Source organism: Janibacter cremeus, assembly GCF_029395675.1.
Taxonomy (GTDB): domain Bacteria; phylum Actinomycetota; class Actinomycetes; order Actinomycetales; family Dermatophilaceae; genus Janibacter; species Janibacter cremeus_A.
Map to the genome: position 1 here is coordinate 3,355,674 of NZ_CP115184.1, position 20,316 is coordinate 3,375,989.

A 20,316-nucleotide genomic window follows, 5' to 3' on the forward strand; every position below is an offset into this window, starting at 1 on the left:
CGCAGGAGCTTGGGCTCCTGCGAAGGGAGTCGGCCCGGTGGGTCCCAGGAGCCCAGGCTTTTGCGAAGGGAGTCGGCCCGGTGGGGTTGCAGGAGCCTAGGCTTTTGCGAGGGGAGAGGCGCCTCGGGCGAGGTAGACGTAGTCGTGGTGCTGCTGCATGCCCAGGCCCCGGTAGAGCTGCTGGGCGGCCTCGTTGGACGGCTCGACCTGCAGATAGGTCAGCGAGGCCCCGCTCTCCCGGGCCGCGCGCGCGGCCGCGAGCGTGAGCCACCTCCCGACCCCGCGGCGGCGGTGCCCGGGTGCCACGTGCAGACCGAAGATCCCCGCCCAGCCGTCGGCGAGGGCGACGCGGACGACGCCGGCGGTCCCCCCTTCGCCGTCCTGCGCGGTGAGGAAGACCTGGTGCGGCGGCAGGGCGAGGATCTCGCGGGCCGCGTCATGGTGCTGCTGCAGGCGGGGCGGGGAACCCGCCAGCCAGGTCTCGTCCACGTGCTCGCTCGCGTGCAGGGTCAGGCCCTCGGGAGCCGGCGCGGACCCGGTCAGGAGGGTGTCGGTGCGGCCGGTGAGGACGTCGGCGGGGTGGCCCTCGGTCCAGCCGCGCTGGAGCAGCAGCCGGCCGAGCGGGTCGTCGCCGGTGCCTGCGCCACGGGGGCGGGGGAGCATGACGAGCGGGGTGAGGTCGCGCTCGGTGTACCAGGCGTCGACCGCGTCGACCGCGTCGGGGAGCGGGAGCCCGGGGTCGCCGAGGGGGAGGGCGGAGTTGGAGCGCCCGGTCCAGCCGTGGCCGGCCCGCAGCAGCCAGCCCTCGCGCTCCTCGCCGAGCCAGGCCTGGGTGCTGCCGGGCTGCCCCTTGGTCATCACGAGGTGGAGGTCCTCGATCCCGATGGCCCGGTGGGGTGCGCCGCGACGGGTCGGCCGCGGCGGGATGGCGCGGGTGGCGACGACGAGGTCGCGGCGCAGGGTGACCTCGCCGGTGCGCGTGGTCATCCGCACGCTCTCCTCGTCGAGCGCGGCGATCTCGCCGACGGTGTCGGTCAGCTGCGGTCCGTCGGCCGGTGGCGGCTCGATCCGGGTGCGCACGACTGCCCTGGACCCTGAGGTGAGACCCCGGAACAGATCGCTCATGGGGGCACATAGTATGGGCTGCATGACGTACGTGATCGCGCTGCCCTGTGTGGACCTCAAGGACAAGGCCTGCATCGAGGAATGCCCCGTCGACTGCATCTACGAGGGCAAGCGCAGTCTCTACATCCATCCCGACGAGTGCGTCGACTGCGGCGCCTGCGAGCCCGTGTGCCCCGTCGAGGCGATCTACTACGAGGACGACACCCCCGAGGAGTGGGCCGAGTACTACAAGGCCAATGTCGAGTTCTTCGACGACCTCGGCAGCCCCGGTGGCGCCGCCAAGATGGGCATGATCGACAAGGACCACCCGATCATCGCCGCCCTGCCCCCGCAGGAGCACGATGAGTGACGGACCCTGCTCACGGTGATCTCGTTACCTGAGTTTCCCTGGGACTCGCTCGCTCCTGCCAAGGCGCGGGCGAGATCCTTTTCGTCCGGCGACCCCGCCCTGGGTGAGGGGCTCGTCGACCTCTCGGTCGGCACACCCGTCGACCCCGCCCCGCAGGTCGTGCAGGACGCGTTGATCGCGGCCGCGAACGCCCCCGGCTACCCGCAGACGTGGGGGACGCCCGACCTGCGCGAGGGTGTCGCCGCGTGGTTCGCCCGGCGTCGCGGGGTGCCCGACCTCGACCCGGGCGGCGTCCTGCCGACGATCGGCTCCAAGGAGCTGGTCGCGTGGCTGCCGACCCTGCTCGGTCTCGGTGCCGGTGACGTCGTCGGTTTCCCGACCGTGGCCTACCCGACCTACGACGTGGGCGCCCGGGTCGCCGGGGCCACGTCCTTCGCCGCGGACGCCACCACCGCCTTCGGCCCGACGACACCGTCGAGCGCGCCGAAGCTGCTGTGGCTCAACAGCCCGAGCAACCCGACCGGGAAGGTCCTGGGGGTCGAGCACCTGGCCAAGGTCGTCGCCTGGGCGCGCGAGCGGGGCGTCGTCCTCGCGTCCGACGAGTGCTATGCGGAGCTGGACTGGCGCTCCGAGGAGGAGCGCGGCCAGTCCTACGCCGAGCTGCCGACGACACCGTCGATCCTCGACCCGCGCGTCAACGGTGGCTCCCACGAGGGGCTGCTCGCCGTCTACTCCACGTCCAAGCAGTCCAACCTCGCCGGGTACCGGGCGGCCTTCGTCGCCGGCGACCCGACGCTGGTGAAGCGCCTGCTCGAGGTGCGCAAACACGTCGGGATGATCGTGCCGTGGCCGGTCCAGCGCGCCCTGCTCGCCGCGGTCTCCGAGGACGAGCACGTCGCGGCCCAGCGGGAGCGGTACCGGGCCCGGCGTGAGGTCCTGCGCCCGGCCGTCGAGGGCTTCGGCCTGCGGATCGACGACTCCGACGCCGGGCTGTACCTGTGGGCCAGCGCCGACGAGCCCTGCCGGGTGACGCTCGACCGGCTCGCCGAGCGCGGGATCCTCGCCGCGCCTGGTGAGTTCTACGGCCCGTCGGGCCAGCAGCACGTGCGCATCGCGCTCACCGCCACCGACGAGCACATCGCCGCCGCGGCCGCCCGCCTGTCCGCGCAGCGGTAGGGGCGGCACCTCCCCCCACCCACGTCCCACCCCTCGTACCCGCGTGGTGACCCGGCCCACGGCTGAGGTAGTTTCGGAGAAGAATCGCATGCCCGGGGCCACCGCCTCCGCGGCACGGCACGAACGAAGGGCTGATACCTCATGACCGATGACGCCACCTTCTCCGCCGCAGGCAAGGACCTGACCTTCCCGCTCGTCAAGGCCAGCGAGGGCAACGACGGATACGACGTCTCCACACTGCTGAAGGAGACCGGCAACGTCACGTTGGACACGGGCTTCGTCAACACCGCGGCCTGCAAGTCCGACATCACCTACATCGACGGCGGCAACGGCATCCTGCGCTACCGCGGGTACCCGATCGAGCAGCTGGCGAGCAAGTCGACCTTCGTCGAGGTCGCCTACCTGCTCATCTACGGCGAGTTGCCGACTGCCTCCCAGCTGGGTGACTTCGAGGAGCGCATCAGCCGGCACACGATGCTGCACGAGGACCTCAAGGCCTTCTTCAACGGCTTCCCGCGCGACGCGCACCCGATGCCGGTGCTCTCCTCGGCGGTCTCCGCCCTGGGCACCTTCTACCAGGACAGCCTCGACCCCTTCGACCCGGAGCAGGTCGAGATCTCGACCATCCGCCTGCTGGCGAAGTTGCCGACGATCGCGGCCTACGCGCACAAGAAGAGCGTCGGCCAGCCGTTCCTGTACCCGGACAACTCGCTGAGCCTGACCGAGAACTTCCTGCGGATGACCTTCGGCTTCCCGGCCGAGCCCTACGAGCTCGACCCCGAGATCGTCAAGGCGCTCGACCAGCTGTTCATCCTCCACGCCGACCACGAGCAGAACTGCTCCACCTCGACGGTGCGTCTCGTCGGCTCCGCGCACGCCAACATGTTCAACTCCGTCTCCGCGGGCATCCACGCCCTGTCCGGCCCGCTCCACGGCGGCGCCAACCAGGCGGTCCTGGAGATGCTCGAGCAGATCCAGGCCTCCGACGACGGTGCCGAGACCTTCATGAAGCGGGTGAAGAACAAGGAGGACGGCGTCCGCCTCATGGGCTTTGGTCACCGGGTCTACAAGAGCTACGACCCGCGTGCGGCCATCGTCAAGGACACCGCCCACACCATCCTGGAGAAGATGGGCGGCGACGAGCAGCTCGAAATCGCCATGAAGCTCGAGGAGGTCGCCCTCGCCGACGACTACTTCGTCGAGCGCAACCTCTACCCGAACGTCGACTTCTACACCGGCCTGATCTACACGGCCATGGGTTCCACCCGAAGATGTTCACCGTCCTCTTCGCGATCGGTCGTCTCCCGGGCTGGATCGCCCAGTGGCGCGAGATGATCGAGGACCCGGCCACCAAGATCGGCCGTCCGCGCCAGATCTACACCGGCCCCACCGAGCGCGACTACGTCGACCTCGACAACCGCTGACCACGCGCAACCGCACCGGCCCCCTTCGCCCCCACGGGTGGAGGGGGCCGCTGCGTTGCGCGACCACGGCACGGACACCGCGGTCCGGCTGGGTCGTGCGGGCTCAGCCCCCGTGGAGGGTCACGCGCACCTCGGAGGCGGGTACGGCCTCGTCCGCGTCACCCCACGACATGGCGCCATCGCCCATCTCCCGGGTCCACCGGCGGTCGCCGACCTGGACGGAGCGGACGTTGCGGGCCTTGGCCTGGGCCACGGCCCAGGCGCCGACCGCCCACGCGAGCCGCTCGTCGCTCGCCCGGACCGAGATGACCTGTCCCTCGGCCGTGGCCTCCTGACCGGTCTGCTCGGCGACCGCGGCGACGAAGGTGTCCGGGCGTCCGGGCCCGGTCGGCTCCTCGAGGCGACAGACCAGGCCGGTCGGGGAGTGGCCGGTGAGGACCGAGGCGATGGTCCGCCCTTCGTGCTCGTGGTCGGCGTAGGCCTCCGGGTAGGCGCTGCGCTGCACCTCCTGGGCGATCTCGGTGATCCGCATGCCCTCCCAGCCGTCGATCCTGGTCAGCTCGTCGTAGAAGGCATTGGTCGCGTAGACCGGGTCCTGCAGCTCGTCGACGGTGCCCCAGCCCTGGCTCGGCCGCTGCTGGAAGAGGCCGACGGAGTCGCGGTCACCGTAGGTGAGGTTGCGCAGCTTCGACTCCTGGATGGCGGTGGCGACGGCGATCGACCCGGCGCGTGCGGGCAGCCCGCGCTTGACGCCGAGCAGCACGATCGTGCTCGCGTGGTTCATCTGGTCGGGGGCGAAGCTGACGGTCTCGCCGAGCGCGGTCGCCTCGCACTTCTCCCCGAGGAAGAGACCGATGCGGTCGCGTGCGTACCAGAGGCCGGCGGTGCACAGGAGGCCGACGACGCACAGGGTCGCGACCGCCGGTACCCAGCGGCGACCGCGCTTGTCGTCGGGGGCCGGTCGGGAGCGGGGCACGGTCAGTCGTTGGCGTGCAGCGCGTCGTTGAGCGCGATGCCGTGGCCGGCACGGTCCCGGGCCTCGACGGCGCCGGTGAGCGAGTTGCGCAGGAAGAGCAGGGAGCTGCGGCCGGAGAGGTCCCCGGCCTTGACGACCGACCCGTCCGGCAGGGCCACCTTGGTCCCCGCCGTGACGTAGAGCCCGGCCTCGACGATGCAGTCGTCCCCGAGCGCGATACCGATGCCGGCCTCGGCACCGACGAGGCAGCGCTCGCCGATGGAGACCCGCTCGGTCCCGCCCCCGGAGAGGGTGCCCATGGTCGAGGCGCCGCCGCCGATGTCGGTGCCGTTGCCGACGACCACGCCCTGGCTGATCCGGCCCTCGACCATGGAGGTACCCAATGTCCCGGCGTTGAAGTTGACGAAGCCCTCGTGCATCACGGTGGTGCCGGAGGCGAGGTGGGCACCCAGGCGCACGCGGTCGGCGTCGCCGATGCGCACGCCCGTGGGGGTGACGTAGTCGGTGAGGCGGGGGAACTTGTCGATGCTCGTGACCTGCACCGGGCCGCGGGCGCGCAGCCGGGCGCGGGTCGCCTCGAATCCCTCGACGGCGCAGGGGCCGTGGTTGGTCCACACGACGTTGGCCAGCTGGCCGAAGAGCCCGTCGAGGTTGATCGAGTTGGGCTGGACCAGGCGGTGGGAGAGCAGGTGCAGGCGCAGGTACCCGTCGGAGGCGCCCTGCGGCGCGGCGTCGAGGTCGATGCTCACCGTGACGACCTCGATCCGCACGCCGCGCGCGGTGTCCTCGCCGGCGATGGCGAGCAGCTCCTCGGGCGCCGTCGCGCCCTCCGGGACCTCGCCCAGCCGGGGCTCCGGGTACCAGGTGTCGAGCACGGTTCCGTCGGTGGTCACGGTGGCCACTCCATGGGCCCAGGCAGTGCGGGTCGTCGTCATGGCTGAATCCTACGAGACCCACTCCTCCCGGCCCTTTGTCAGGGTCGCTGCCAGGTCCACTCGGCCTCGTGCTTCACGAGGGGTGCGTGCAGACGCCTGTCGAGGACCGAGTTCCAGGTGACCTGCCCGTGGGGCGGCAGCCGCCGTCCGGCCGCGTCACGGGCGATGAGGTCGGGTGCGCCCCACATCTCGTCGGCGTCCTCACCGAGCGGTGTTGCGACACCGGACTCCGCCGGGACGATGGCCAGCCGGTAACCCAGGTGCCGCAGGAACGACTCGACCCGGTGGAGGGACAACGGTGCCGCATCGCGCTCGGCCCGGTGCAGACTCGGTTGGCTCCATCCGATGACTTCTGCGAGGGAACGTTGGCTGAGCCCGCGCTCGCGGCGGAAGCGGCGGCTCACCAGTCCCACCCGCGCTCCGACGTCGAGTCGCTCCCTGTGACGGCGGAGGCCTTCCAACATGGTCGGAGCGGTCCGGCCGGGTGGTGCAGGGATCTGTGTGGCACGAGGGGGGACGGCCTCCGGCCAGAGGAGGCAGTCCAAGCAGTCCTCACAGCCATGGGGTGCCAGCTCCTGACACCGGTCGCACGGCATCGGGCAGTCCATGTCGTCGCCAAAGCCGGGATCATCGATGCCCGTGGGAGGGGGGTCTGCGTCCATGCTCGATCTTCGCTGCGGTGGTCAGGTCGAATCGGGAGGTGCTGCCCCCCTGTGGACGGGATGCAGGTCACGGCAGGGGTGGGGAGCGTGCAGGTCGGCGCGATCATCTGCGGGTGCTCAGGGGCTCCGGTCCTGAATCACGAGGTGAATCGCCGATGCCCCGTTGGGGTTCGCCCTCGCCCTCGCCCTCGCCCTCGCCCTCGCCCTCGCCCTCGCCCTCGCGCTCGTCTTCGCCATCGCTGCCCTCGTGATTCATCAGCTGAGTCAGGACCGGAGGGGCCGGACCGGCCATCGGCGGCAGCGCACGAGGACGCACTCGGGGTGGGACACCCTAAGGTGGCGGCATGCCGAGCCTGGACCTCACCGCGGACGTCGTGACCCTGACGCAGCAGCTGTGCGACATCGAGTCCGTCAGCCGTGACGAGGGGGCCATCGCCGATGCGATCGAGGACGCTCTCGCCCCGCTGACGCACCTCACCGTGACGCGTCGCGGCAACACGCTCGTCGCGCGCACCGACCTCGGTCGTGACGAGCGGGTCGTGCTGGCGGGGCACCTCGACACCGTCCCGCTCACGAGCGACCCGGCAAACCTCCCTGTCCGCCGGGAGGACATCGGTGGGCAGGAGGTGCTGTGGGGGCGCGGCACCGTCGACATGAAGGGTGGCGTCGCCGTCCAGCTCAAGGCCGCGCTGCTTCCCGAGCCGAGCCGCGACATCACCTTCCTGTTCTACGAGGCCGAGGAGATCGACGAGGTCTACAACGGCCTCGCGCTGCTGTCCCGGTCCGACCCGGAGCTGCTCGAGGCGGACTTCGCCGTGCTCCTGGAGCCGACCAACGCGGCCGTCGAGGGCGGGTGCAAGGGCACCATGCGCGTCGAGGTGCAGCTCAAGGGCATCGCCGCCCACTCCGCCCGTCCCTGGAACGGCCACAACGCCATCCACGACGCGCACGAGGTCCTCGCCGCCCTGGCCGCGCACGAGGAGCAGACCGTCCACGTCGACGGTCTCGACTACCACGAGGCACTCCAGGCGGTCGGGATCACCGGTGGCATCGCCGGCAACGTCATCCCCGACAGCTGCAGCGTCCTCATCAACTACCGCTTCGCCCCGGACAAGGACGGTGAGGCCGCGCTCGCGTACGTCCGGACGGTCCTGCCCGGGCGCGAGCTGCACGTGCGCGACCTGGCCGAGGGCGCCCGCCCGGGGCTGGACCTGCCCGCCGCGCGGTCCTTCGTCTCGGCGCTCGACGTGCCCGTCGGCCCCAAGGAGGGCTGGACGGACGTCGCGCGCTTCTCCGCGATGGGCATCCCGGCGGTCAACTTCGGGCCCGGTGACCCCAATCTCGCGCACCACGACGAGGAGCGCTGCCCGGTCGAGCAGATCGTCGCATCCGAGGAGGCCGTGCTCCGGTGGCTCGCGTAGTGTCGCGACCGTGACACCCCAGGGCAAGAGCGAACGCTGGTACCACCGGGGCCCCGTCGTCATGCGGGGCCGGGAGGTGCCGAAGACCACGACCGACCAGCGGCTGCTCGACGACCGCAGCCGCGCCGACTGGCTGCACACCGACCCGTGGCGCGTCCTGCGCATCCAGGCGGAGTTCGTCGAGGGTTTCGGTGCCCTCGCGGAGCTCGGTCCGGCGGTCAGCATCTTCGGCAGCGCCCGCACCCCCGTCGACTCCCCGTGGTACGCGAAGGGGGTCGAGCTGGGTCGTCTCGCGGCGGAGGCCGGGTTCTCCGTGATCACCGGTGGGGGCCCCGGGGCCATGGAGGCGGCCAACCGCGGCGCCCGCGAGGGCGGGGCCACGTCCGTGGGCCTGGGCATCGAGCTGCCCTTCGAGGCGGGACTGAACCCGTACGTCGACCTCGGCATCAACTTCCGCTACTTCTTCGCCCGCAAGACGATGTTCGTCAAGTACAGCGAGGGCTTCCTCGTCCTGCCGGGTGGGTACGGCACGCTCGACGAGGTCTTCGAGGCGGTCACCCTCGCGCAGACGGGCAAGGTCACGAGCTTTCCCATCGTGCTCATCGGCGTCGAGTACTGGTCGGGTCTCCTCGACTGGCTGCGCCACTCGGTGGAGAGCGGCGGCATGATCAGCGAGGGCGACCTCGACCGGCTCATCGTCACCGACGACTGCGAGGCAGCCGTGCGCCACCTCAAGGACGGCTCCGGTCGGATCGCCCCCGACCAGACGAACCCGGAATGATCTGGGTCCTGCTCATCGTCGTCGCCGTCCTCGTGGCCGTCGCGACCGCGGCGGTCGTCGTCGGGCGGTTCACCCCCGACCCCATGGCCGACCCGGTCACGTCGACGCCGCACCACGGGCTGCCCGCCGGGACCATCCGGTCCGGCGACGTCGCCGAGGTCACCTTCGACACCGCACTGCGCGGTTACCGCATGGACCAGGTCGACGACGTCATGGATCGCCTCCAGCAGCGCATCGCCGATCTGGAGAGCGAGGGGCGGGACACCAGTCGACCCTGATTAGGCCTACCGATGCGGCGGGGTGGATAATGGGAGCAGCGTCGACGCGAGGGCGTCGGGTGGTTGGCGTTGTGCCGACCACGTATGAATTCGAAGGGAACGCACACATGGCGGCAATGAAGCCACGTACCGGGGATGGTCCGCTCGAGGTCGTCAAGGAGGGCCGCGGCATCGTCCTGCGCATGCCCCTGGAGGGTGGCGGTCGCCTCGTCGTCGAGATGAAGCCCGATGAGGTCCTGGAGCTCGGCGAGGCCATCGACAACTGTGACGGCCTGAAGAAGTAGTTGCTGCACGGAGCCCCCCGGACCGGTCGGTCCGGGGGGCTCCCTCGTGCCCGGGGACGTTCGGATGATGACACGGGGCTGCCCAGCACGGGCGCGACTGGTTACGTTGGCCGGATACTGCTGAGCAGGCTCACCGAGCCGAGGGGACAACGATGAACGCTGGATACGGACTCACCGTCCGCTGGTCACTGACCGAGGCCCCGCAGGGCGTGGCCGAGCAGCTGCGCGAGTACGTCGTCGGGACCTCGATGGCCAACTTCATGTTCCTCGACGGACTGGCCTTCAAGACGTGGCGGATGCGCGAGGGGGAGTGGTTCGAGGGGACCTACATCTTCCAGGCCGCGAAGGACCGGGACGAGTTCTGCGCCGACTTCGCCACCACGGCCGCCGACTCCGCCGGCAGCAAGATCATCGGCTCGGCCCCGATCGAGATCGAGCCCTTCGAGGTCGTGGCCATCGCCGAGGGGCCCGCCCAGTTCCGCCGCGGCCCCGGCCCGGGCACCGCCTGACCGAGCACGCCACCCGAGGTCTTTCGGGGGGTCACGGGGGCGCGGGTCGCTCAGCGACCGTGAGCCCCCGTGTGTCGCTTGACGGCGGCGAGCATCCCGTCGCCGACGGGCAGCAGGCTGGCGACGAGTCGCTCGTCCTCCCGCAGCTGCTTGCCGAGGTTGCGCAGCAGGGTCGTGGTCTGGTCGCGGACCGCGGGGTCGGCGACCTTGTCGTGCCAGAGCATGTTGTCGATGGCCATGACGCCACCGGGGCGGAGCAGCCGGATGGCGTGCTCGACGTAGTCGGGGTAGCCCTCCTTGTCCGCGTCGATGTGGACGAGGTCGTAGGCGTTGTCGTTCATCCGCGGCAGCACGTCCAGGGCGCGGCCGCTGATGACCCGCGTGCGATGGCCGACGATGCCGGCGGCGGCGAAGGACTTCTTGGCGCGCGCGGCGTTCTCCGGCTCGAGCTCGATCGTCGTGAGCACACCGTCGGAGGGCATGCCGGCGAGCAGCCAGAGCCCCGAGGTCCCGGCTCCGGTCCCGATCTCGACGACGTGACGCGCCTGGGAGGCGGCGGCGAGCAGACGCAGAGCAGCACCGCCTCCGGTGCCGATCGGCGGCGCGCCCAGCTCGGTGCCGGCATGACGGGCCGCCTCGACGACGTCGTCCTCGGGGACGAACTGCTCGGCGTAGGCAAGGCTGGTCAGTTGCGCGGCGGTCATGGGAGCCCACCCTAGTCCGGTTGCGCACGGCCCACCGTCCGCGCAGGCACATCACAGGCTTCTGTCAGGTTCGCCCATGACGATGGGTCGGTGACCTTCGATGCCGAGACCACCGATCGCGCTGGGGACGAGTGGGTCCAGCCCACGTGGAGCGAGGTGGTCGAGGACCACGGGGCGAGGGTCTACCGTCTCGCCTACCGCCTCACGGGCGACACCCACGAGGCCGAGGACCTGACGCACGACGTCTTCATCAGGGTCTTCCGTTCCCTCGACGGGTTCGTGCCGGGGACCTTCGAGGGATGGCTGCACCGGATCACGACCAACCTCTTCCTCGACAAGGCCCGGCGCAGGCAGCGCCTGCGCTTCGACTCGCTCACCGATGACTTCGCCGCCCTGCTGCACAGCGGCACCGCCACCCCCGAGCAGATCGTCCTGCGGGACCACCTCGACGCCGACATCCAGCGCGCGCTGGATGCGCTGCCGCCGCAGTTCAGGGCCGCCGTCGTGCTCTGCGACGTCGAGGGCCTGACCTACGAGGAGGTCGCCGCGGCACTCGACATCAAGCTCGGGACCGTCCGCTCACGCATTCACCGGGGTCGGGCCATGCTCCGCGAGAGCCTCAGCCACCGCGAGCCGACCACCACGCGCGCGCCGCGCACGGAGTCGCGCCGGCGGGGCGGCTCGGGCTTCCCGCTCGCGCGCCCGGTGACCGGGACCCTGTGACCGACAAGGCACAATCATCAGCATGAGCTCTCCGCACCAGGGTGACGAGCCGACCCCACGGGACGACAGCACCGGGCCGATGCCGTCGGGCCCGTACCTGCCCTACGACTCGCTCGGCTCGCAGGAGCAGGGCGCGTCGCAGGCCCACGGCGAGGGCGGCTCCACCGGTGGCCAGCAGGGGTGGTGGGACGAGACCCGGCAGGACCCGTATGCCCACGACGCCTACGGACAGCCGCACCACGGGTATGCCCAGCAGGGCCCCTCGCAGGGGTACCCGTACCCGGGCTCGCCCGGGACACCCCCTTCGTCCGCCGACCGGCGCCGCGGACCGGGCTGGCTCGGTGCGGGGGCACTCGCTCTGGCCGCTGCCCTGATCGCCGGTGCCATCGGCGGGATCGGTGGCGGACTGGTCACCGACATGCGTGACGACGGCAGCGGCGGCGGGCCCACCATCGTCCAGCGTGACGGGGAGCAGGCCGAGCGGCCCGAGGGGTCGGTCGCGGCCATCGCCGCCGACGCGGTCCCGAGCGTCGTGACGATCCGCGTCAACGGTTCCGGCGGCTCCGGGACGGGCTCGGGCTGGGTCTACGACGACCAGGGCCACATCGTCACCAACAACCACGTCGTCGAGGCCGCCGGCGGCTCCGGCAGGGTGCGCATCGAGCTCAGCGACGGCAGCCGCCGCAGCGCCGAGGTCGTCGGCCGGGACTCCGCGTACGACCTGGCCGTGCTCAAGGCCGACCCCCAGGGACTGGAGCCCCTCGCGATCGGCAGCTCGGACGAGGTCGTCGTCGGCGACGAGGTCGTCGCCGTCGGGTCCCCGCTCGGCCTCGGCTCCACGGTCACCGCCGGCATCGTCTCCGCGCTGGAGCGACCGGTCGCAGCCGGCGAGAGCGGCGACGAGTCCTACATCTCCGCGATCCAGACCGACACGGCGATCAACCCCGGCAACTCCGGTGGGCCGCTGCTCAACAGCGACGGCAACGTCGTCGGCGTCAACACCGCGATCGCGCAGCTTCCCGGCCAGATGTCGGCCTCCGGCTCGATCGGCCTCGGCTTCGCCATCCCCTCCGACGTCGTCGTGCGGACCGTCGACCAGCTCATCAGCAGCGGTGAGGCGCAGCACCCGATCATCGGCGTCTCCCTCGACCGGCGGTGGCAGGGCGAGGGCGCCAAGGTCATCGAGGAGAGTGACATGCCGGGGGACCAGCCCTCGGTCGTGCCGGGCGGTCCCGCGGACAAGGCGGGCATCAAGCCCGGTGACGTCATCATCGAGATGGACGGCCGGCGGGTCACCGACCTCGACCAGCTCGTGGTGCGCATCCGCGCCCAGGCCGTGGGCGATAAGGTCACTCTCAAGGTCCTGCGGGACGGTGACGAGCGCGAGCTCACGATGACGCTCGAAGCGGCGGAGGAGAACTAGGCGATGCCAGTCAACGGCTGGGAGTTCATCCTCCTCATCGTTCTGGCCTTCATCATCCTCGGTCCCCAGCGCATGCCGGAGTACGCAGCGAAGCTCGCGCGGTTCGTCGTGCAGTTGCGCCGCATGGCCAACGACGCCAAGACGCAGCTGAAGGACCAGATGGGTCCGGAGTACGAGGACCTGGACTGGCGCCAGTACGACCCGCGCCAGTACGACCCCCGGCGCATCGTCAAGCAGGCGCTCATGGAGCCCCTCGAGGACGCCTTCAGCCTCGAGGACAAGCCGAGCACGACGACGGCTGCACCGCGGGCGGCCGCCACGCCCGACGCGACGGGGTCAGTTGCCGCGACGCGGACCGCGGCCGGAACTCCCTGGGACCCCGAGGCCACCTGAGCGCACGTAGCGCGGGGGTAGGGCGCCCGACTCAGGCCCCGGTCCGGCTCGTACGCCCATGGTCCGATGACGACCGAGGCGGCCGGACCGGGCGCCAAGGGCCGCCCCTGCGTCCGCGCGAGGGGAGCGCCGGGCCACCCCCTTCGGACATGCGCCAAGGGGCTCGGCCGCCCGGCCTCAGTTCCCGGTGGGGGTGAGGCTCAGGCTGCGGCCGGCCAGTCCGCGCGAGCGCGAGGCGATGCCCCGGGCGATGCCACGCAGGGCCACGGCGGCGGGCCCGTCGGGGTTGGACAGGACGGTCGGCTCGCCGTGGTCGGAGCCCTCACGCAGCGTGACGTCGAGCGGGATCTGGCCGAGCAGCGGGACCTCGGCGCCGACGGTGCGGGTGAGCGAGTCGGCGACGGACTGGCCACCGCCGGAGCCGAAGAGCTCCTGCCGGCTGCCGTCGGGCAACTCGAGCCAGGACATGTTCTCGATGACGCCGACGAGACGCTGGTGCGTCTGCATCGCGATCGAGCCGGCGCGCTCGGCGACCTCGGCCGCGGCCTGCTGCGGCGTGGTCACGACGAGCAGCTCGCTGTTCGGGATCAGCTGGGCGACGGAGATGGCGATGTCACCGGTGCCCGGGGGCAGGTCGAGCAGGAGCACGTCGAGGTCGCCCCAGAAGACGTCGCCGAGGAACTGCTGCAGCGCCCGGTGGAGCATCGGGCCGCGCCAGACCACCGGCTGGTTGCCGGGGACGAACATGCCGATCGAGATCACCTTCACCTCGGAGGCGATCGGCGGCAGGATCATGTCGTCGACCTGTGTCGGCGCGTGGGTCACGCCGAGCATCCGGGGGATGGAGAAGCCGTAGATGTCGGCGTCGACGACCCCGACCTTCAGCCCCTCGGCCGCGAGGGACGCGGCGAGGTTGGCGGTGATGGAGGACTTGCCGACGCCGCCCTTGCCGGAGGCGATGGCGTAGACGCGGGTGAGCGAGCCCGGCTTGGCGAAGGGGATCTCCTTCTCCGCCTGGCCACCGCGCAGGTGGTTCTTCAGCTCGGCACGCTGCTCGTCGTTCATCACGCCGAGGGTGACCTTCACGTCGGTGACGCCCTCGATGGACTTCATCGCGTTGGTGGTGTCGTTGGTCAGGGTGTCCTTGAGGGGGCACCCCGAGATGGTGAGCAGGATGGTGACCGTGGCCAGGCCGTCGGCGTCGACGGCCGCGGACTCGACCATGCCCAGCTCGGTGATGGGCCGGCGGATCTCGGGGTCGATGACGGTGCTGAGCGCGTCACGCAGCTGCTCGTCGGTGATCGTGGGGTGGGGGGCCATGCATCCATCGTAGGTCCGTATTTCGGGCCCTCCGACGTGGGTCCGCTCACCAGCGCGGGCTGGGGCCCTCCGGCGCCTCGTCCACCTCGTCCGCGGCGGCGTCGTTCTCGCGCCGGCGCACCTCGAGGCCCTTGGTCTCCATCTCCTCGAGCAGGTCGCGCAGCTCGCCGCGGATGAAGTCGCGCGTGGCCGCGTCGCGCAGGGCGATGCGCAGGGCCGCGACCTCACGGGTGAGGTACTCGGTGTCGGCGAGCGCCCGCTCGGCCTGCACGCGGTCCTGCTCCAGGCCGACGCGGTCGCGGTCGTCCTGCCGGTTCTGCGCGAGCAGGATCAGTGGGGCGGCGTAGGAGGCCTGCAGCGAGAGGATCAGCGTGAGGAGCGTGTAGTTCAGCGCCCGAGGGTCGAACTGGGCGGACTGCGGCGCGAAGGTGTTCCACGCGAGCCACACGGTGACGAAGATCGTCATCCAGATGAGGAACCGCGGCGTGCCCATGAAGCGCGCGAACTTCTCCGACAGCACGCCGAAGGTCTCGCTCGACATGCCGGACGGGCGGCGGATCAGCTGGCGCCGGACCTCCTGGGGGGTGTCGACGCGGGCGGTGCGGCGCTCGCGCTCACTCATCGCTCACCTCGTGGCGCTCCTCGCGCCAGTCCTCGGGGAGGATGTGGTCGAGCACGTCGTCGACGGTCACCGCACCGAGCAGGTGCTCCTGCTCGTCGACGACGGGGGCGGAGATCAGGTTGTAGGTCGCCAGCGTCCGCGTCACCTGGCCGAGCGGCTCCTCCGGGCGAAGGGGGTCGATCGCCTTGTCGAGGTAGCGCCCGATGCTCTCGTGCGGGGGCTCGCGCAGCAGCCGCTGGATGTGGATCATCCCGAGGTACTTGCCCGTCGGCGTCTCCAGCGGCGGGCGGCAGACGTAGACGGTGGCCGCCAGCCCGGCGGTGATCTCCTCGCGGCGCACGACGGCGAGGGCCTCGGCGACGGTGTCCTCGGGCGCGAGGATCACCGGGTCGGTCGTCATGAGACCACCGGCGGTGTTCTCGTCGTAGCTGAGCAGGCGACGCAGCGGCTCCGCGTCGTCGGGCTTCATCAGCTGCAGCAGCGTCTCGGTGCGCTCGGCCGGCAGCACGGAGAGCAGGTCGGCCGCGTCGTCCGGGTCCATGGCCTCGAGGACGTCGGCGGCGCGCGTCTGGGTGAGGGTCCCGATGATCGCGATCTGGTCGTCCTCGCCGAGCTCCTGGAGGATGTCGGCGAGCCGGTCGTCCCCGAGGGCGGCGACGACCGCGTCCCGGCGCTCGGGCGCGAGGTCGGAGATGACCTCGGCGAGGTCGGCGACCTTGAGGTCCTCGACCGACTCGAGCAGCTTGACCGCGGAGTGCTCGGCGGCGCTGGCCCGCTCGGACAGCCCGGTCACGTCCTCGACGGGCACGGTGAAGGTCTCCCCGCGCCGGCGCACGAGCAGCCCGCGCCGGGACTTGCGCCCCCCGCGCACGAAGACCTTGGTCACCGACCAGGTGCGGTTGGGCAGCTGCTCGATGCCCACGTCCTCGACCGTCGCCTCGACGGGGCCGTCGTCGGTGCGCACGGTCACGGGGCGCTCGAGCAGCTCGGCGAGCACGAGCGTCTCCGTCGCGCGCTTCTCGAAGCGGCGCATGTTGACCAGACCGGTCGTGATGACCTGACCACCCTCGACGGAGGTCACCCGCGTCATGGGGACGAAGACGCGTCGCCGGCCGGGGACCTCGACGACCAGACCGATGGCCCGCGGGCGGCGCGAGGCGGAGAAGGTGATGACGACGTCGCGCACCCGCCCCACCTGGTCACCGAGGGGGTCGAAGACGTTGAGGCTCGCCAGACGGGCGACGAAGAACCGGGAGGGAGCGCTCACGGTTCCCCAGACTAATGGGCTGCCGGCCAGCGGCCACCAGGTCGGCGGGCGAGTCCCGGCGCGGGCCGACATCCGCACGCCTTCGCAACTGCCTGAACAGTTGCGACCGGACGCCCACAGGAGCCTAGGCTCCTGCGGATCTGCAGGAGCCTAGGCTCCTGCGGATCTGCGAGAGCGGGACCGGCCGCCCAGGTGCCACGGACGACGCGGGCGGGTGCCCCCTTCGCCCGTGGTGATCGGGGCGTCCACCCGGGCGGTGGAGTCCGGGCCCGGCATGCCCGGGGCCTGCAGCGGCGCGCCGTACGGTGCGAGCGACCACAGCGTCGTCGCGGTGCGCCACTGCTCGAGGAGGTCCTGCGGGGCGTTGAGGCGCTCGCCGAGCAGGGAGTGGGCCGCCGACTCCCACAGCGGGTTGCCGGGGTCGATCGAGCGGGCCTCGGCGCGCAGGGTGAGCAGGCGTCCGCCGTCGCCCTTGCTGCGCAGGATCAGCTCGACCTCGTCGGGCAGGGGACCGAGGTCGACCTCCGGCCCGCCGGAGGCGAGGAGCACGTGGTCGGCGAGGTCGTCGTCCCCGGTGGCGAACCACGTGGCGCGGTCGCGACCGCCGGCCCGCAGCCACAGCACCGTGGACTTGCTCAGCGCCTCACTCGTGAGGGCCGAGAGGTTGACCTCGCTCATGGGCCAACCATAGGCGGCCCCCGTGATGTGGATCATGAGCCGCGGCCCGGGCCCGCTGCTAGGTTTCGCAGCGATACCCCTTCGCCGTTTCGAGAGGACTCGAGCCACCCCATGCGCAGTGCCAAGGACTTCTTCGCCCCCCTTGCCGTGGGCGCCCCCACGCCCGTCCGTGAGGTGCCCGCCCGGCCGAGCCGGATGATCCACTTCTTCGACCCGAGCAACGAGAAGATGGCCAAGAAGGTCCCGGACATGGTCGGTGTCTCGGACGTGCTCCTCGGCAACCTCGAGGACGCCGTCGTGGCCGACAAGAAGGAGGCCGCGCGCGAGGGCCTGGTGAGGATCGCCCGGGAGGTCGACTTCGGCGAGCACACCCAGCTGTGGACGCGGATCAACTCCCTCGACAGCCCGTGGGTCCTCGACGACCTGACCCGCCTCGTCACCGAGGTCGGCGACAAGCTCGACGTCGTCATGGTGCCCAAGGTCCAGGGCCCGGAGGACATCCACTACATCGACCGGATCCTCGCCCAGCTCGAGGCGAAGGGGGGCGTGCAGCGCCCGATCCTCGTCCACGCGATCCTCGAGACCGCGCGCGGCATGGCCAACGTCGAGGAGATCGCCGGTGCGTCCCCGCGCATGCAGGGCATCTCCCTGGGCCCGGCCGACCTCGCCGCGGACCGCCGGATGAAGACCACGCGCGTTGGTGGCGGCCACCCCGGCTACCTTGTGCGCCAGGACCCGACGAAGTCAAAGGACGCAGTGGACGGCACTCCTGATTATTTCGGGCAGCGCGCCGTCTTCCAGCAGGACCTGTGGCACTACACGATCGCCCGGATGGTTGACGCCTGCGCGATGCACGGCATCTTCCCGTTCTACGGGCCCTTCGGCGACATCAAGGACACCGTCGCGTGCGAGGACCAGTTCCGCAACGCCTTCCTCCTCGGCTGCGTCGGCGCGTGGAGCCTGCACCCGGTGCAGATCGAGATCGCGAAGAAGGTCTTCAGCCCCACCGCGGAGGACGTCGCCCACGCCCGCCGCGTCAAGGAGGCCATGCCCGACGGGCGCGGCGCCGTGATGATCGACGGCAAGATGGAGGACGACGCCTCCTACAAGCAGTGCATGGTCGTCCTCGAGCTCGCCGAGCGCCTCTCCGCCAACGACCCCGAGCTGGCGAAGACGTACGCCGAGGCCGGGAAGGAGGCCTGATCATGAGCGAGACGTACACCCCCCGCCGCTCCGTCCTCTACATGCCCGCCTCCAACGCCCGCGCGCTGGAGAAGGCCAGGACCCTGCCCGTCGACGCCCTGATCCTCGACCTCGAGGACGCGGTCGGCCCGGACGACAAGCCCGCCGCCCGCGAGGCCGCCTGCGCCGCGGTGCAGTCCGGTGAGTACGGGGACCGGGAGCTGACCATCCGCGTCAACGGCATCGGCACGCAGTGGCACGAGGAGGACATCGCCGCCGCGTCCGCGGCCGGGCCCGCCGGCATCGTCGTGCCCAAGGTCAACACGGCCGACGAGGTGCGTGCGCTCGTCGCGGCGATGGAGGCCGCCGGCGCCCCCGGGCACACGAAGCTGTGGGCGATGATCGAGACGCCCGCCGCGATCTTCAACATCCGCGAGATCGCGCAGGCCTCCGACCGGCTCGTCGCCTTCGTCATGGGCACCAACGACCTCGTCAAGGAGCTGCAGGCCGACCACGTCCCCGGCCGTGCGCCGCTGCTCACCTCCCTGTCGTGGGCGCTGCTCGCGGCCCGCGAGGCCGGCATCGCCGTCCTCGACGGCGTCTACAACGCGGTCAAGGACCTCGAGGGCTTCACGGCCGAGTGCGAGCAGGGCCGCGACATGGGCTTCGACGGCAAGACGCTCATCCACCCCGGCCAGGTCGAGGTGTGCAACACGACCTTCGCGCCGAGCGAGGCGGCCGTCGAGGAGGCCAAGGGCATCCTCGCTGCCTGGGAGGAGGGCGCCGGCACCGGCGTCGTCACCCACAACGGCAAGATGATCGAGAACCTCCACGTGGACATCGCCCGCCGGGTGCTCTCCACCCACGAGGCGATCCTCGCGAGGTCCTGACCGACCGGCTCCTGACGAGGGGAGCCACGAAGGGGGGCGACCCGGGCTGATCGGCCGGGTCGCCCCCTTCGTGCTGCCCGCCCGCGCCCGGGGACGGCGCGCGTCATCGTTTTGTGACCTCCTGGCACGCAACCGGCCGAGGTGTCCCGGACGTCTGGGTCAGTGAGGGGCGGGCAGGGACGCTCGTCCTCGACCACAGGGGGTCAGTCAGATGAACACTCACCAGCCTCGCCACGCGGCCGGCACAACGAGGGGGGTGCTCGACCGGCGACTGCTCATGCGAGGAAGTGTGGCTGCCGCGCTGGCAGCCGGCCTCGGAGGAGTCGGCGTCGTCGCACCCGCCCACGCCGCCACCCATCCGCTGCTCCGCCTCGGCAGCCGGGGGACCGCCGTCCGTGAGCTGCAGCGCAAGCTGCTCGACGCCGGGTACGAGCACATGGGTGTCGACGGCATCTACGGGCCGTCGACCCGGGGGGCGGTCATGGCACTCCAGCGCGACCACCGGCTCGTCGTGGACGGCATCTGCGGGCCCAACACCTGGGCGGTCGTCGACCGTCTCGCCGGGTCCGGTGGCGGTGGCGGTGGCGAAACCGCCACCGAGTCGTCCGGCTCGCACCCGCTGCTGCGCAGCGGCAGCCGGGGCTCGGCGGTGACGCGCCTGCAGCGCACGATGCGGGCCAACGGCTACTGGCACACGGGCAACGACGGCGTCTACGGTCACACCACCGCACAGGCCGTCATGGCCGTGCAGAAGGTCCACGGACTCGCGCGCGACGGTGTCTGCGGGCCCAACACCTGGGCCGTCATAGACCGTCTGAACCGACCGCGTGGGCGCACGACCAGCGGCACGGTCATGGAGGTCGACCTCGGCAGGCAGGTCGTGATCTTCGTCGTGTCGGGTCGCACGAGATGGGTCCTCAACACCAGCACCGGCAAGTCCGGCTGGCGCACCCCGCGGGGGCGGTACCGGATCTTCCGCCAGGTCAACCGGATGGACTACGGGCCGCTCGGCGCGCTGTGGCGCCCGAAGTACTTCAACGGCGGCATCGCGATCCACGGCTCCGGGTCCATCCCCGGCTACCCGGCCTCCCACGGTTGCGCGCGCGTGTCGAACGCCGCGATGAACTACGTCTGGGGCTCCGGCCTCGCACCGATCGGCCGAAGGGTCTGGGTGTACTGACGGCACCGACGAGG

Annotated in this window: 22 protein-coding genes and 1 pseudogene; 14 read left to right on the forward strand and 9 right to left on the reverse strand. The window is 71.3% G+C overall.

Going from position 1 to position 20,316, the window contains the following annotated elements; genetic code table 11:
* Positions 1-96: 96 nt before the first annotated feature.
* A complete protein-coding gene (locus tag O9K63_RS16090) occupies positions 97-1,125 on the reverse strand; it encodes a GNAT family N-acetyltransferase (RefSeq protein WP_277239511.1) in 1,029 nt (342 codons plus the stop codon).
* A gap of 22 nt (positions 1,126-1,147) precedes the next feature.
* On the opposite strand from O9K63_RS16090, the gene fdxA reads away from it, so the two are divergent.
* The 3 genes and pseudogenes from fdxA to O9K63_RS16105 all read left to right on the forward strand — a co-directional run bounded on the left by fdxA (position 1,148) and on the right by O9K63_RS16105 (position 4,074).
* Positions 1,148-1,474 (forward strand): ferredoxin, encoded by a 327-nt coding sequence (gene fdxA, locus O9K63_RS16095; RefSeq protein WP_277239513.1) that lies wholly within the window; start codon positions 1,148-1,150, stop codon positions 1,472-1,474.
* A gap of 15 nt (positions 1,475-1,489) precedes the next feature.
* Entirely contained in the window at positions 1,490-2,650 is a 1,161-nt protein-coding gene (dapC, locus tag O9K63_RS16100; protein WP_277239515.1) for a succinyldiaminopimelate transaminase, read from the forward strand.
* A gap of 141 nt (positions 2,651-2,791) precedes the next feature.
* Positions 2,792-4,074, forward strand: a pseudogene (locus tag O9K63_RS16105) (citrate synthase).
* 103 nt (positions 4,075-4,177) lie between these two features.
* Here O9K63_RS16105 and O9K63_RS16110 read toward each other — a convergent pair.
* From O9K63_RS16110 to O9K63_RS16120, 3 genes are read right to left on the reverse strand one after another with little or no spacing between them, the layout of a single operon-like run.
* On the reverse strand, positions 4,178-5,050 hold the full coding sequence (locus tag O9K63_RS16110; protein ID WP_277239517.1) for a hypothetical protein: 873 nt from the start codon (positions 5,048-5,050) through the stop codon (positions 4,178-4,180).
* A 2-nt stretch (positions 5,051-5,052) separates the two neighbouring features.
* Complete coding sequence (gene dapD, locus O9K63_RS16115; protein ID WP_277239519.1) at positions 5,053-5,985, reverse strand: 2,3,4,5-tetrahydropyridine-2,6-dicarboxylate N-succinyltransferase; 933 nt, start codon at positions 5,983-5,985, stop codon at positions 5,053-5,055.
* A 38-nt stretch (positions 5,986-6,023) separates the two neighbouring features.
* Entirely contained in the window at positions 6,024-6,389 is a 366-nt protein-coding gene (locus tag O9K63_RS16120; RefSeq protein ID WP_277239520.1) for a helix-turn-helix domain-containing protein, read from the reverse strand.
* Between the two features lie 602 nt (positions 6,390-6,991).
* Here O9K63_RS16120 and dapE point away from each other — a divergent pair.
* The 5 genes from dapE to O9K63_RS16145 all read left to right on the forward strand — a co-directional run bounded on the left by dapE (position 6,992) and on the right by O9K63_RS16145 (position 9,920).
* A complete protein-coding gene (gene dapE, locus O9K63_RS16125) occupies positions 6,992-8,068 on the forward strand; it encodes a succinyl-diaminopimelate desuccinylase (RefSeq protein WP_277239521.1) in 1,077 nt (358 codons plus the stop codon).
* 61 nt (positions 8,069-8,129) lie between these two features.
* Positions 8,130-8,849, forward strand: coding sequence for a TIGR00730 family Rossman fold protein (locus tag O9K63_RS16130; RefSeq protein WP_277242342.1), 720 nt, complete (start codon positions 8,130-8,132; stop codon positions 8,847-8,849).
* Complete coding sequence (locus tag O9K63_RS16135; protein WP_277239523.1) at positions 8,846-9,127, forward strand: DivIVA domain-containing protein; 282 nt, start codon at positions 8,846-8,848, stop codon at positions 9,125-9,127. The genes O9K63_RS16130 and O9K63_RS16135 overlap by 4 nt, the downstream gene beginning before the upstream one ends.
* Positions 9,128-9,234: 107 nt before the next feature.
* On the forward strand, positions 9,235-9,411 hold the full coding sequence (locus O9K63_RS16140) for a DUF3117 domain-containing protein (RefSeq protein ID WP_185990436.1): 177 nt from the start codon (positions 9,235-9,237) through the stop codon (positions 9,409-9,411).
* Positions 9,412-9,563: 152 nt separating this feature from the next.
* A complete protein-coding gene (locus O9K63_RS16145) occupies positions 9,564-9,920 on the forward strand; it encodes a hypothetical protein (RefSeq protein WP_277239527.1) in 357 nt (118 codons plus the stop codon).
* Between the two features lie 50 nt (positions 9,921-9,970).
* Here O9K63_RS16145 and O9K63_RS16150 read toward each other — a convergent pair whose 3' ends face one another.
* A complete protein-coding gene (locus tag O9K63_RS16150; protein WP_277239529.1) occupies positions 9,971-10,624 on the reverse strand; it encodes an O-methyltransferase in 654 nt (217 codons plus the stop codon).
* 90 nt (positions 10,625-10,714) lie between these two features.
* Here O9K63_RS16150 and sigE point away from each other — a divergent pair, with 90 nt between their 5' ends.
* The 3 genes from sigE to O9K63_RS16165 are packed head-to-tail and all read left to right on the forward strand — an operon-like array spanning position 10,715 to position 13,163.
* Positions 10,715-11,347 (forward strand): RNA polymerase sigma factor SigE, encoded by a 633-nt coding sequence (gene sigE, locus O9K63_RS16155; protein WP_277239531.1) that lies wholly within the window; start codon positions 10,715-10,717, stop codon positions 11,345-11,347.
* Positions 11,348-11,369: 22 nt separating this feature from the next.
* Positions 11,370-12,770: a S1C family serine protease gene (locus O9K63_RS16160; RefSeq protein WP_277239533.1), complete on the forward strand. Its 1,401-nt coding sequence runs from the start codon at positions 11,370-11,372 to the stop codon at positions 12,768-12,770.
* A gap of 3 nt (positions 12,771-12,773) precedes the next feature.
* On the forward strand, positions 12,774-13,163 hold the full coding sequence (locus O9K63_RS16165) for a hypothetical protein (protein ID WP_277239535.1): 390 nt from the start codon (positions 12,774-12,776) through the stop codon (positions 13,161-13,163).
* 177 nt (positions 13,164-13,340) lie between these two features.
* Here O9K63_RS16165 and O9K63_RS16170 read toward each other — a convergent pair whose 3' ends face one another.
* From O9K63_RS16170 to O9K63_RS16185, 4 genes are all read right to left on the reverse strand, one after another.
* A complete protein-coding gene (locus O9K63_RS16170) occupies positions 13,341-14,483 on the reverse strand; it encodes an Mrp/NBP35 family ATP-binding protein (RefSeq protein ID WP_277239536.1) in 1,143 nt (380 codons plus the stop codon).
* Between the two features lie 46 nt (positions 14,484-14,529).
* Positions 14,530-15,105: a DUF1003 domain-containing protein gene (locus tag O9K63_RS16175; protein ID WP_277239538.1), complete on the reverse strand. Its 576-nt coding sequence runs from the start codon at positions 15,103-15,105 to the stop codon at positions 14,530-14,532.
* Positions 15,098-16,372 (reverse strand): magnesium transporter MgtE N-terminal domain-containing protein, encoded by a 1,275-nt coding sequence (locus tag O9K63_RS16180; protein ID WP_277239541.1) that lies wholly within the window; start codon positions 16,370-16,372, stop codon positions 15,098-15,100. The genes O9K63_RS16175 and O9K63_RS16180 overlap by 8 nt, the downstream gene beginning before the upstream one ends.
* Positions 16,373-16,522: 150 nt before the next feature.
* Positions 16,523-17,050 carry a hypothetical protein gene (locus tag O9K63_RS16185; protein WP_277239543.1) on the reverse strand — a complete coding sequence of 176 codons (528 nt, stop codon included), beginning with the start codon at positions 17,048-17,050 and terminating at the stop codon, positions 16,523-16,525.
* 111 nt (positions 17,051-17,161) lie between these two features.
* Here O9K63_RS16185 and O9K63_RS16190 point away from each other — a divergent pair, with 111 nt between their 5' ends.
* The 3 genes from O9K63_RS16190 (at position 17,162) to O9K63_RS16200 (ending at position 20,302) form a co-directional block, all read left to right on the forward strand.
* Positions 17,162-18,253 (forward strand): HpcH/HpaI aldolase/citrate lyase family protein, encoded by a 1,092-nt coding sequence (locus O9K63_RS16190; protein ID WP_277239544.1) that lies wholly within the window; start codon positions 17,162-17,164, stop codon positions 18,251-18,253.
* Between the two features lie 2 nt (positions 18,254-18,255).
* A complete protein-coding gene (locus O9K63_RS16195; protein WP_277239546.1) occupies positions 18,256-19,122 on the forward strand; it encodes an HpcH/HpaI aldolase/citrate lyase family protein in 867 nt (288 codons plus the stop codon).
* A 211-nt stretch (positions 19,123-19,333) separates the two neighbouring features.
* Entirely contained in the window at positions 19,334-20,302 is a 969-nt protein-coding gene (locus tag O9K63_RS16200; RefSeq protein ID WP_277239548.1) for a L,D-transpeptidase family protein, read from the forward strand.
* Positions 20,303-20,316 lie beyond the last annotated feature (14 nt).